We start from the raw sequence: 13,610 nt of genomic DNA on the forward strand, positions 1-13,610 counted from the left end.
AATGGAACGATTAAAACGAATGTCGGTATTTGCCAAAGTGGTCGAGTTTGGCTCTTTTACCGCCGCAGCCAGACAGTTGCAAATGAGCGTGTCGTCCATCAGCCAGACGGTGGCAAAACTGGAAGATGAGCTGCAAGTTAAATTGCTGAACCGCAGTACGCGAAGCATTGGACTCACCGAGGCAGGGAAAATTTATTATCAAGGCTGCCGTCGCATGTTGCATGAAGTGCAGGATGTTCACGAACAGCTTTATGCGTTTAATAACACGCCAATCGGTACATTGCGTATCGGCTGTTCTTCAACCATGGCACAAAATGTACTGGCCGGGCTTACCGCAAAATTATTAAAAGAGTATCCCGGTCTGGCAGTCAATCTGGTGACGGGGATCCCTGCCCCGGATTTAATTGCTGACGGGCTGGACGTGGTGATCCGCGTGGGTGCGCTACAAGACTCCAGCCTGTTTTCCCGTCGGCTTGGCGCAATGCCGATGGTCGTGTGCGCTGCCAAAACCTACCTCGCCCAATATGGCGTCCCGGAAAAACCCGCCGATCTCAGCAGTCATTCCTGGCTGGAATATAGCGTGCGCCCGGATAATGAGTTTGAACTTATCGCACCGGAAGGAATTTCTACCCGGCTGATTCCGCAGGGGCGGTTCGTTACTAATGATCCCATGACCCTGGTACGCTGGCTAACCGCAGGAACCGGGATTGCTTATGTGCCGCTGATGTGGGTTGTCAATGAGATCAATCACGGCGATCTGGAGATCCTGCTGCCTCGCTATCAGTCCGATCCCCGCCCGGTATATGCGCTGTACACCGAAAAGGATAAGCTGCCGCTTAAAGTGCAGGTGGTGATTAATGCGTTGACCGACTATTTTGTTGATGTCGCGCACTTGTTTCAGGGGATGCGCGGACGCGGGAAAGAAAAGTAAAATTCAGTCGTTCAGACATTGCCTGATAGCGCTACGCTTACCAGGCCTACAGATATTCGTAGGCCTGATAAGACCGTTCAGCATGAAAGTTATGCGGTGCCGCCAACCGTCAGACTGTCTACTTTCAGAGTCGGCTGCCCTACGCCCACCGGCAAACTTTGCCCCTCTTTACCGCAGACCCCCACACCGTTATCCAGCTTAAGATCGTTACCTACCATAGAAATCTGCTGCATCGTTTCAATGCCAGATCCAATCAACGTCGCGCCTTTCACTGGCGTCGTCACTTTGCCATTTTCAATCAGATACGCTTCTGAGGTAGAGAACACAAACTTGCCGGAGGTGATATCCACCTGACCGCCGCCAAAGTTAGGCGCATAGATGCCGTACTCAACGGATTCGATAATTTCTTGCGGTGTTGACTGACCAGCCAACATATAAGTATTGGTCATACGCGGCATCGGCAGATGCGCGTAAGATTCGCGTCGCCCGTTACCGGTCGGCGCAGATCCCATCAGGCGCGCGTTCAGTTTATCCTGCATGTACCCTTTCAGTACGCCATTTTCAATCAATACGTTGTACTGACCTGGCGTCCCTTCGTCATCTATAGCAACGGAACCGCGACGGTTCATCATTGTGCCGTCATCCACTACAGTACAAAGCGTGGAAGCAACCTGCTCGCCGATCTGACCGCTAAATACAGACGTTCCGCGACGGTTAAAATCGCCTTCCAGGCCATGTCCGACCGCTTCGTGCAGCAACACGCCCGGCCATCCGGCGCCCAGGACAACGGGTAGCGTCCCCGCTGGCGCAGCGACGGCGGCGAGGTTAACCAGCGCCATGCGTACCGCTTCTTTCGCCCAGGCGTCGGCGCGAACGTCTCCATCAACATCGGCAAGAAAATAGTCGTAACCAAAACGACCACCGCCGCCGCTGGCGCCGCGCTCGCGTTTACCGTCCTCTTCCACCTGCACGCTGACGGACAGACGCACCAGCGGACGGACATCCGCCGCCAGCGTCCCGTCGGTCGCCGCCACAAGGATTAATTCATATACACCGGTCAGGCTGGCATTGACTTCCTGGACACGTTTATCCGCTTCTCGCGCCGCTTTATCAACGCGTCTGAGGATATCCAGTTTCTCTTCTCGGCTCATGCTTTGCAGCGGGTCAAGAGTGGTGTAGAGCGGCTGATGGTCTACAGCAGCGAGTGTTTTTACCTTACCTTCGCCACTATCGCGTACAATGGTTCGCGCCGCCTGCGCGCTCTGCTCCAGCGCCTGAAGGCTAATCTGATCTGCATAAGCAAAACCGGTTTTTTCGCCGCTAACGGCGCGAACGCCAACGCCCTGGTCGATATTATATGAACCATCTTTAATGATGCGATCTTCTAAAACCCAGGATTCGTGATAGCTCGACTGAAAATAGAGATCGCCATAATCAAGACGGCGTTCGGCCAGTTGGCCCAGGATAGCAAACAGATCCTGATGTTTCAGGCCGTTCGCCGCGAGTAATTGTTCACTTACCAGGTTCAGACTCATCGTTTTGGCTACTCATTTCATTCTGCCGGATGGCGGTGTAACCGCCTTATCCGGCCTACGTTATTAGGCTGCTGTAGACCGGATAAGCGCTGCGTCATCCGGCAATACTATGTACTGAGATTGAGGCAATTCCTCGCCCTCGTCAAATCATCATTGCTGGCTTTCTTTGCGCGGCTGGCGAAGAACTTCGTTGATCTGCGGCGCATCAACCGGTCCGGTGATACGATAACGCAGAATGGAAACCTTACTCCACAGCGGCCCCAGCACTTTACTGGCGGCAAATACTGCCGCGCCGACAATCGGGTTCACGGCAAAAGCGGCGGCGACTCCCACCGTGGCGGAAATTTCTGGCGCAACGACAGCTTCCATATCAAGGCGACGGCGCACCAGATCAACAGAACCTTTCATCGCTATGTCTGCTTCAAGTCCATCTACCAGCGTATCGTCGGTATGCAAAACACCATCTTTAATCCACGCGGTACTGCGAATGGAGTCGAAATAAAAGCCCTCGCTAAAGGTATCGCTGAAGTCAAAGCGTAACTTACGCAGTAATGCATCAAAACTGAGGAGCCGCAGTAGCTGCCCGGCATGGCCGCTGCTCAGGTCAGTAAACTCGCCCTTACCTAAACGCGTATGCAAAATTCCGTTGAGCGTAGCTTCGTCAGGTTGCCAGGGCGGGTTTCGCCAGTGCAGATCATAATCTACGTTAAACGACGCATTCTGAATTGGCGTCGAAATGCCGAAAAATCCGGCTGCGGCATCCAGGTTATGGCCATGAAGGCTACCTTTCAGTGAGGTGCGTTCATTGCCCGGCGCATTCACCCACTCACCATTCGCTTTCAAACGGGCGAATCCGGTGTCGACCAGGCCATTCGTCAGAGTCAGCGTATTGCCTTTTATGGCGAAATCACCATTAATACGCCCGTATTTTTGCCCCCACAACCAGCACTCTTCGCAGCGTAGCTGTAAATCCGGCCAGCCGCGGAAACTGAGATTGTTCGCCCCTAAGAGCGGTGACGTCGTGGGTGGCTCAGCCTGTGTTTTTGCGACGCCAGGGTTGTAATACAGGTATTTAATGTTTGCCAGCCACGGCGCATGGTTGCGCATGGCCAGCGTGGCGTTCACCTCTCGACCCTGCGCTTCAATTTTCGTTCCATTCAACGACGGTTCTGAAACAATACTCAAATTGTTCCACTGTTGGCCACCCAGCAACAGCGCAGGAGTACGCAGCGTAACCCGCTGAGGTAACTCGGCCGAGCTGCTTACGTTATCCGCCGCGCCTTTCTGGAATAACGCCAGCCACTGCGCACCATCCAGAGCCGGCAGATTCAGTTCAACACCGGGTTGAGCTGGCAATGGAGGCGTCGTCCGGCTGTCTGTGGTCCATATGGCCCTATCCAGCGTCAGTTTTCGATTTAATAACCATCGGCTATTAAAATGGTTTTTACTCCCCGCGCTCCCCGTTAGCGCAAAACTTTTCAGGTTGCCGTCAGCGTTAATATTCACTGGCATGGCTTCGCCTGCGGGTTTATTCAGCGGTGAGGGTAAGTGACTACTCACATTGCGCAAATCGCCGTTCAGCTCGATATTGTAGGTGGCGCCAGCATGATACGGAAGATCGATGCCGACTTTACCCTTCCACGCCACACTGCCGCTCAGGGCATCATTAAGTTGCGGCGGTAAAACGCCCATATGTGCTGGCTGCCAGTTACCGTTCAGGTTGACCGCCACCTGATACGCTTTCGCCCCTTCGGTCGTAGTAAAATCCAGGTTAAGCGGCTGATTAAACCAGTTTGCCGTCATCGGCCCGCTCTTCAACGCGCCATTTACAAAGCTGAATTTACCGTTCAGATTTTTGAGCGTACTGTTAAGCGGTTTAATAAACAGGCTATTATTCCGTAATGAGACATCCCCCTCGGCAGTAACCTGTTCGCCATCCAGCGGAATATCAAGATGTAAGCGAGCATTCACATCGCCATCCAATTGTAGCTCTGCAAGTGTCGAACCCAGCGAATCCTTTAGCGGCGTTTCGTCGAAATAAGGCCCCACGTTTTTTCCCGGCCCGTTAATATCGGCATCAATAAGCAGTTTCTCTTTGGAGTAATCAGGAATCGCGGCCACAAGTTTGCTGGCCTTAACCCCGCCTAAATCGACACTATCTGAGCGCATCCACAGGCCATCATTCAGGAAATCCAGTTCAATGTTGAGATTTTTTATCGCAGGCCAGTCAGGCTGAAAGGCAAACGTGGCGTTACGCAACGGCACTAACACTTCAAACTGGCCTTCGTTATGCTTATAGGGAAAAAGATGCGGATTACCGCCATAAACTAACGTAGCGTTATCGGCCTCGCCGCCCTGAATCGCGCCGCTGAGATAATCCACCAGTGCCTTGCCCATCAGGTTTTCCGGAAAATAACGCCAGGCCTGTGACCCGTCGTCGGTACTGATCCCGGCCAGAATGCCCAGCCACGGTTCATCGTCTGTCGGTTGCAGGTAGCGGAAACCGCCACGCGCATGTACCGCCTTTGCTTTGACGTCAATGTCGCGTCCGTCAAGCTGGAAGCCGTTCTTATTCTTCAACCAGCTAAGCGTCGCCACGCCGTTTTCAATTTCCAGCGGTGCGCGGAAAACCGTTTCATAGGGCATTTTGGCCTGCTGCATCGAGACTTTCATCTGCCCGTCTTCCACACTTCCCGCCAGAGTTCCGGAGAAATGTTCCGCACCGGGTAACAGTTTCCACTGTTTCCAGGCAAGGTTTTCCCACGCCGCCTGAAAACGGGTTTTTTCGGTAGCCTGTAGCGGAATATCCAGCGCCAGCGTAGTGATCTTTCCGCTCGGTTGCGTGGCCTTCCAGATTTCACTCAGCGCAGGCGACAGTTTGGCCGCCAGCGGACGTAATCCTTCCAGCCCCGCCAGTTCAAGATGACTGGCGCGAATACGCAGTTCATCGCTACGTATATGATTTTCACCGCCGACATCCTGTTGCGGGAGCCAGGCCACGGTTAAAGCCCCGCTCGGCCAGGGCTTGCCATCAAGCGTAATCCGCGTGTCCGGAATATAAAACTGCCAGCCAGACTGCTCGCGGCCAAGATGCGCCGTCAGGTTATCGACAGACAACGTATGCGTCGTGTTATCGCCCAGCCAGCTTGCGCCGCCCTGTTTCAGCCAGACGTCTCCTCCAGCGATTTCGCCTTTACTGAGCGTCATCCAGCCTTCTAGGCTGAAACGCGCCGTCTGGAGCGCTACGTTATCCTGCATCCATTTACCCAGCCACGGTTTCACGTCAATATCATCGGCTTGCAGCCACACTCTCCCGTTATTCAGCAGGCCGTCGTCATCGCGCAAATCCATGCGAACCTGCATCACGCCATGTTGCCCGGTCAGGCTGGAAAGGCTGACCTCGCCTTCAGCGCGATGGCGGTCTTTGCCGTTTAACCAGGTAAGCTGTGGGATCGCCAGTTCCGCGCGTTGCCCGGAAAGCGTCAGGAAGCTAATTTGACTATCGCGCAGATCAAAGTGATCAAACTGACGCAGAAAAAGATCGCTTAAGCGGCTGGTTTCTATACCTTCGCCACCGCTGCTTTGAAGAGGCGTGTTGGTGCGGAAATTAAGTTGCCAGAAAGTCAGATCGCGAAACTGCCAGCGCATATGCACCAGGCTTTGCCAGACGTCCAGCGCCAGCGTGACGCGTTTTATCGACAGCTCGCCGCCATCTTTCAGGTCGGCATGAATATTCTGCGCTTCCAGTGTAGGGCCAAAATTTTGCCAGCTTGCGGAGAGCTGGCTGGCGGCCACCGGCATGCCGGTAGCGGACTCAATCTTGCTCAGGATCGCGGGACGCCAGGCGTCAAGATGAGGCAACGCCAGACGCAGCCCGCTAACCAGCAGCGCTGCAACGACGATGAGCGCGGCCCCAGTGAGCAACATAATCCCCGGCAATCGCCTCACGCGTCTCTCCTTGTCTGCCTATAAATATGACTCACAACCTCATTTTGCCAGATGGCGGCGTAGATGCCTTGTCCGGCCTACAAACGCTCGTAAGGCTTGTGGTCTTTTACATCATGACTACGTCGAACTGCTCCTGGTTATAAAGCGGTTCGACCTGAACTTTAACCTGTTTGCCGACAAAGATTTCGACTTCCGCCAGTGCATGGGATTCTTCGCCTTTCAGCGCTTCCGCCACTGCTGGAGAAGCATAAACCAGGAAGCGATCGGAATCATAAGCGTGATGAACTCGTACAATTTCACGCATGATTTCATAGCAGACGGTTTCGACCGTTTTTACCGTCCCACGGCCATGACAGGTAGGACACTCGTTGCAAAGCACATGTTCCACACTTTCACGAGTCCGTTTTCGGGTCATTTCCACCAACCCCAGCGGCGAAAAACCGTTAATACTGGTTTTCACACGATCTTTACTTAACGCCTGCTCCAGCGAATGCAGAACCCGACGGCGATGATCCTCATTATTCATGTCAATAAAATCGATAATGATAATACCGCCCAGATTGCGCAGGCGTAACTGGCGAGCGATGGCCTGAGTCGCTTCAATATTGGTATTAAAAATGGTGTCGTCGAGATTTCGATGCCCGACAAACGCACCGGTATTGATATCGACCGTGGTCATCGCTTCGGTCTGATCGATAATCAGATAACCGCCGGACTTCAGTTCAACCTTACGTTCCAGCGCACGCTGGATCTCGTTTTCCACATCATAAAGATCGAAGATTGGCTGGCGGCCACTATAATGTTCCAGCTTGCTGGTCATTTCCGGGATGTATTCTGCGGTGAATTCCAGCAGCGACTCGTAGGTCAGACGTGAGTCGACACGAATGCGGTCCAGCTGCGCATCGGCGAAATCGCGTAGCACGCGTTGTGCCAGTGCCAGCTCGCCATACATCTGATAACGTGTTTGCGGGCGCTTTTTACGTTCCATGACTTTCGTCCAGACACGCTTGAGATAAGCTGCATCGGACGCAAGATCCTCCTCACACACACCTTCCGCAGCGGTACGGATAATAAACCCGCCCTGTTCGTCACAGTATTCCGCCACGACCTTTTTCAGGCGCTCGCGTTCACTTTCGCTTTCGATGCGTTGGGAAACGCCAACATGTGAGGCACCGGGCATAAAAACAAGGTAACGGGAGGGTAATGTGATATCCGTGGTCAGACGCGCGCCTTTCGTGCCGAGCGGATCTTTCACCACCTGTACCATCAGATCCTGCCCCTGACGTACCAGCTCGGAGATATCGCGTACGGTAAACTGTTTCTGTTCCTCGCCCGCCACGCATTCGGTATGCGGCATAATGTCGGAAGCGTGAAGAAATGCGGCTTTATCCAGCCCAATATCTACAAAAGCCGCCTGCATACCTGGAAGTACACGACTTACACGACCTTTGTAGATATTGCCTACGATTCCGCGTCGCGCTTCGCGCTCAATATGAATTTCCTGAAGAATACCGCCATCAATATACGCCACGCGCGTTTCCGATGGCGTTACGTTTACCAACAATTCAGCCGTCATGTTTATCCCTTTTATCACGCAGTGCGTTAAAATGATTCAACAACTCATACGTTTCAACCAGCGGTAAGCCGACGACGGCGTGATAGCTGCCATTAATCTTCCTGACAAAACAGCCACCCAGCCCCTGAATACCGTATGCACCGGCTTTATCTAAAGGCTCGCCACTGGCGACATAGCCAGCAATATCCTGAGCGGAAAGCGCGCGGAAGGTCACTTCTGTCACCACCAGACAATCCAGCGTCTGCTGCGAGTCCGCGAGCGCAACGGCGGTCATCACCTGATGCGTTTTTCCGGAAAGCAAACGCAGCATTTCTGCGGCATGGGCGGCATTGCGCGGCTTTTCCAGTACCTCGTCGTTTAGTACGACTATCGTATCCGCGCCCAAAACCGGCAGGTCACGGGGAACCAGCGCCACGCCAGCCTGCGCCTTTTCACGCGCCAGCCGGACAACATAGTGCTGTGCGCACTCCTGAACGCGCCGCTGCTCTTCAATACCCGGCACAACTTGCTCGAACGAAAATCCAAGTTGAGTCAACAGTTCCTGGCGACGCGGGGAACCGGAAGCAAGATACAGAGTTGTCATATCGACCTTTATTGCACAGCAAACTGCTGGCGTACTTTACGCATCAGCAAGAAGAGCCAGGGCCACAGCACGCCATTGACTACACTACTCCAGAACACTTCCGGTCTGAAAGAGACATTGATCACTAAAAACTCGGCCCAGAAAACAATAATATCCACAGCCAGTGAAAGCAACATCACTACCAGCGCCTGCTGCCAAAGCGCCAGATTGCGGAAGAGCTGGAATTTCAGAGCGACCAGATAGGCGACAATACTCATTGACAGAGCACGCACGCCGAGCGTGGAGCCACTGATAAGATCAAGTATGGCACCCATCATAAATCCCGTCCCCACATTTACGCGGTGTGGCAGGGCCAGAATCCAGTACAGTAAGATGAGCAAAACCCAGTTTGGCCGGAAAACAATGATGTCGTCCGGCCAGGGCATGATTTGCAGCAATAGCGCAATAAGAAACGAGAGCCAGATAACCCAGCGCCCCTGGTGACGTATGCTGGCCACTATTGTCCTCCCGGCGCACGCGCAGGCGGCATGGTCGCGCCTGAAGGCGATGGTTGCGTCGATATGGGCGCGGTCTGGCCCGCAGATGGCTGAGTGATCCCTGTCGCCGGGTCCGGCACCGGCGCTGGCGGTCCCATCGTATCCGGAGAAGGTAACACCTGCGGCATCATCTGCATCAGGCGCTCATTGGCCACGCGGTGAACCTCTTCTGGCGTCAGCGGATTAGCGCCGTTACGATCGGCCCCCCACAACAGCAACAGATAGCGCAAACGCTGTAACCCTGCCGTAGGCCGCGCCTGAATGACCGTATAGGCGCGCTGGGTATCCAGCTTAACAGAGGAGACCACCGCCACCGGATAGCCTTCGGGGAAACGCCCGCCAAGCCCTGACGTTACCAACACATCGCCGACGCGAATATCGGTATTCGCAGGCAGGTGTTCAAGCTGAAGATCGTCAGTACAGCCGTTACCGGCGGCAATTACGCGGATGTCATTGCGCAGTACCTGGATCGGCAGCGCGTGGGTCGCATCGCAAATCAGCAGCACCCGGCTGGTTAATTTCGCCACGGCGACAACCTGCCCCACGACCCCCTTGTCGCTGATAACTGGTTGACCTTCATACACGCCATTGACGCTGCCTTTATCAATGACAACTTGATCGCTGTAAGGATCGTTGACCGTTGAGATAACCTGCGTCACCATTTTTTGCTCATCCTGACGCAGCGGCGACCCCAGCAGCTCGCGCAACCGCGCGTTCTCCTGTTTGTACTGTCCCAGCATCAGTAGATCGCTGTTTTTCAGCAGTAATTCCTGGCGCAGCGCCCGGTTTTCCAGTTCTAGCTGGTCGCGAGAAGCCAGCGTTTGCGACACGCTGTCGAGCAGTTCACGCGGGCCATTTGAAATAAAATAGAAAGGACTGACGGCAGTATCCATGTACGTTCGGATTTGACTGAACGTACCCAGGCGGCTGTCGGCAATGATAATGCCGAGCGCCACCAGCACCGCCAGAATAAGGCGAATCTGTAGCGACGGGCCACGGCTAAAAATTGGCTTCATAGGCTATGCGTATTCTCGCGTCGAAGAGGCAGGACAATCCAGGGATTATCCTGCCTGCACCCGACTACTCTTCGCTAAACAGGTCGCCGCCGTGCATGTCGATCATTTCCAGCGCCTTGCCGCCGCCGCGCGCCACGCAGGTCAGCGGATCTTCAGCAACCACGACAGGAATGCCCGTCTCTTCCATTAACAGACGGTCAAGGTTACGCAGCAGCGCGCCGCCGCCGGTAAGCACCATACCGCGCTCAGAGATGTCAGACGCCAGCTCCGGCGGACACTGTTCCAGCGCAACCATTACCGCGCTGACAATACCAGTCAACGGTTCCTGTAGTGCTTCCAGAATCTCGTTTGAGTTCAGAGTAAAGCCGCGTGGAACGCCTTCTGCCAGGTTACGACCACGCACTTCGATTTCACGCACTTCATCGCCAGGGTAAGCGGAACCAATTTCATGTTTGATACGTTCTGCGGTCGCTTCACCGATCAGAGAGCCATAGTTACGGCGCACATAGTTGATGATTGCTTCGTCAAAACGGTCACCGCCAATGCGCACAGACGAGGAGTAAACGACGCCATTCAGTGAAATAACGGCCACTTCCGTCGTACCGCCGCCAATATCCACCACCATTGAACCGGTTGCTTCAGAAACCGGCAAACCAGCGCCAATTGCCGCCGCCATCGGTTCTTCAATCAGGAACACTTCACGGGCGCCTGCACCCTGAGCGGATTCACGAATTGCACGGCGTTCTACCTGCGTCGCGCCGACCGGCACGCATACCAGTACGCGCGGGCTCGGGCGCATAAAGCTGTTGCTGTGCACTTGTTTAATAAAGTGCTGAAGCATTTTTTCGGTCACAAAGAAGTCAGCGATAACGCCGTCTTTCATCGGACGAATCGCAGCGATATTGCCCGGCGTACGGCCCAGCATCTGCTTCGCGTCATGACCGACTGCAGCCACGCTTTTCGGCGAACCGGCACGATCCTGACGAATGGCCACCACGGAAGGCTCATTCAATACGATGCCTTGTCCTTTTACATAAATGAGGGTATTCGCGGTACCCAGGTCAATGGACAGGTCATTGGAAAACATGCCACGAAATTTTTTCAACATACTAAGGGATAATCCTGAAAGCTGGGGCGGAAAACAAAATCCGCTTACTTTACCAACCACACGCAGCAGCGACAAGGCGCAAAAATCATCTGCTACGGTGAAAATTAGTGCAGTTCGTTTCCTTTGTTACAAATCTCTGCCTGAGTCCCTCAGGGCTGAAAAAATCAGCAGCAATCCTCGCCTTCATTTGCAACCTGTCAAAGGTCATTCACCTGCATATTTGCTGCAACAATCTGGCGAGCAGACAAGCACACCCCCATGAGGCACAGCGCGCGTTATTCTACGTGAAAACAAATTAAACGGCAGGTTAAACCGAATATCTTTGCGAATATTTTTTCACGTTTGTGTCAAGTGGTTGGGAGGAGGCAAAAAAATCACCCTGCCCGCCAGCCACACCACGTTTGGTTAGTGTCTGCCACTCGCCGCGCGAACGAACGCCCGTCGCATAAACCTGCGTAGGCGTACCGGCGCAAGCCTCTACCAGGCTTTGAACCAGAAGCTGATTTTCCGTTCGCTTCTCAATATTTCGGACCAGGCTCGGATGCAGCTTCAGTAATTCCACATTGAGCGCTTTAATCCAACTGGTACTGACCAACGTCAAACCCGCCTGCGTTACCGCCACCCGAACGCCAAGCGCGTTCACCAGGCGAAGGATAGGTTGTAACCGACTGATGTGTTGACAAACATCCGCCTCCGCAAGTTCAATAATTATGCGTTTTCGCTGTGATTTTTCACACTGCATCAATGTATCGCGTATCCAGCGCTGAAAACGCGGGCGAATCAGCGACTCTACCGTCAACTGCATCGCCATATTTTCATCCGGCCAGTAGCCCAGTAGCGTAATCAGGCGGCTAATTTGCAATCGGTCATACTCTTCCGACAATCCAAATTGCAGCACCATCGGCATATATTCCGCCGAGCTGACCTCTTCTTTACCGTCATAGATGCGGCACATCAATTCCCGATGATGCACGCGACCTTCCCGCGTTACCGCCGGTTTTTGATAAAGTCGTGGCCCGCCACGGTTTAGCATCTGCTCAATCAGTGTGCGCCAGCGGACATTGCCGCGCCCCTTCTCCGGCAGCGTGTCATCGTAGATAGCCCAACTATTCCCCCCCTGTAGGGCGGCATTCCGCGCTGCGGCTTCTGCATGTTCCATCACCTGCTCGGTAGATTGTCCGCTACGCCAGGCACAAATGCCGATATGTACCATATCGTCACGATCGAGCATTTTGTTAGCTGGTAACGCATCGACGGCTTTTAAAAGTTGCCCGGCAATGCTTTCCGCTTCTTTCAGCGTACGGTGCGGTAACAATACCGCAAAGTCGCTACGGTGATAGCGCGCCAGCAGCGAACCGGGATAGCGCATAATAAATGTCGAGAGCAGATTGATGAGCATAAACATCTGCTCTTCCGCCTGATTGCCTCCCAGGCTGTCGCGTAGAAGATTGAAGTCTGGCAAGCGGATCATCATTACCACGCCATGTACCCCGACCTTTTCCTGGTCTTCTAGTAACGTCGCCAGTTGATTATCAAAGAACAGGCGATTACCGAGGCCGGTTTTGGTGTCCTGCGCAGCATAGGAGCGAATTAGCGTATCCAGTCGACTACGCTGTTCATGAGCAAACTGAATTTCAGAAAGCAACACATCAAGCGCACTACTGGTGCGTGCCGGCCATTCATAAACGGAACCACGGACATTTGACCCACGTTCGCCGTTCAGGATACGCGTTGAGCGAATTTCCAGAAGCTCCTGCCCGGAAAGCTGCCGTTGCAGCCAGCGCACCGATAAAAACAGGATCAGAACGATAAAGCCTATCGCCAGCGTCAGCGGCGCCGTAGTGATCAGTGAGTGAAAATAGTTGCCCATCGGGTCCTGATAAACCAGGCGTAGCGACATCCCAGGATGTTTTACCAACGGCACAACAAGCTCGCGGTACATATCGTTGGCACCCGCTGGTTGGTAACTTGCGGCGCGAGAATGACTGTAGACAGGATGCTTACCCTGCAACAGATCGACACGCACAATATCGGAAGCGATCATGAGTTCGTCGATTTGCGGTGTCAGCGAGACAATATCACGGGTCACCAGGTGCGTATCCATCGCCGTCGCCGCTGCCTGCACACGGCTTATATACTTATACTGTACGGCATTATAAAAACTTAGCGAACAGCCGATCAGAGTCACAAAGATCGTTAACCCCGTGAGCAGAGTGACAAAAGCTGAGAATTTCGTCGTTAATCGCATCCCTGAGTTAACTCCGACGGTTATACACTGTATGAAAAGGCGAATCTAAAGGCGGAATTCGCCACGGCGCGCAATGAAGCAGGCATACTACCAAAATGGGTCTATCTGGCAATTTATTGCGCTGCATCG

Annotated in this window: 9 protein-coding genes; 1 reads left to right on the forward strand and 8 read right to left on the reverse strand. The window is 53.7% G+C overall.

Annotated features, from left to right (window positions below; translation table 11 throughout):
- The first annotated feature begins 1 nt into the window (after position 1).
- Positions 2-931: an HTH-type transcriptional activator AaeR gene (gene aaeR, locus SBG_RS15460; protein WP_000440303.1), complete on the forward strand. Its 930-nt coding sequence runs from the start codon at positions 2-4 to the stop codon at positions 929-931.
- Between the two features lie 89 nt (positions 932-1,020).
- Here aaeR and tldD read toward each other — a convergent pair whose 3' ends face one another.
- From tldD to csrD, 8 genes are all read right to left on the reverse strand, one after another.
- Complete coding sequence (gene tldD / locus SBG_RS15465; protein ID WP_000055923.1) at positions 1,021-2,466, reverse strand: metalloprotease TldD; 1,446 nt, start codon at positions 2,464-2,466, stop codon at positions 1,021-1,023.
- Between the two features lie 150 nt (positions 2,467-2,616).
- A complete protein-coding gene (gene yhdP, locus SBG_RS15470; protein ID WP_001253645.1) occupies positions 2,617-6,414 on the reverse strand; it encodes an AsmA2 domain-containing protein YhdP in 3,798 nt (1,265 codons plus the stop codon).
- Between the two features lie 106 nt (positions 6,415-6,520).
- The gene (rng, locus tag SBG_RS15475) at positions 6,521-7,990 is read right to left on the reverse strand and encodes a ribonuclease G (RefSeq protein WP_000123194.1); all 1,470 of its coding nucleotides are present in this window, start codon (positions 7,988-7,990) and stop codon (positions 6,521-6,523) included.
- On the reverse strand, positions 7,980-8,573 hold the full coding sequence (locus SBG_RS15480; RefSeq protein ID WP_000210311.1) for a Maf family protein: 594 nt from the start codon (positions 8,571-8,573) through the stop codon (positions 7,980-7,982). Before SBG_RS15480 ends, rng begins: the two co-directional genes overlap by 11 nt.
- A gap of 8 nt (positions 8,574-8,581) precedes the next feature.
- Positions 8,582-9,070 (reverse strand): rod shape-determining protein MreD, encoded by a 489-nt coding sequence (gene mreD / locus SBG_RS15485; RefSeq protein WP_000146712.1) that lies wholly within the window; start codon positions 9,068-9,070, stop codon positions 8,582-8,584.
- The gene (gene mreC / locus SBG_RS15490; protein WP_000802498.1) at positions 9,070-10,125 is read right to left on the reverse strand and encodes a rod shape-determining protein MreC; all 1,056 of its coding nucleotides are present in this window, start codon (positions 10,123-10,125) and stop codon (positions 9,070-9,072) included. The genes mreD and mreC overlap by 1 nt, the downstream gene beginning before the upstream one ends.
- Before the next feature lie 64 nt (positions 10,126-10,189).
- Positions 10,190-11,233 (reverse strand): rod shape-determining protein MreB, encoded by a 1,044-nt coding sequence (gene mreB / locus SBG_RS15495; protein WP_000913396.1) that lies wholly within the window; start codon positions 11,231-11,233, stop codon positions 10,190-10,192.
- A gap of 307 nt (positions 11,234-11,540) precedes the next feature.
- Positions 11,541-13,481, reverse strand: coding sequence for an RNase E specificity factor CsrD (gene csrD, locus SBG_RS15505; protein ID WP_001241387.1), 1,941 nt, complete (start codon positions 13,479-13,481; stop codon positions 11,541-11,543).
- Between the last annotated feature and the right edge of the window lie 129 nt (positions 13,482-13,610).

Source organism: Salmonella bongori NCTC 12419 (assembly GCF_000252995.1).
Classification (GTDB): Bacteria; Pseudomonadota; Gammaproteobacteria; order Enterobacterales; family Enterobacteriaceae; genus Salmonella; species Salmonella bongori.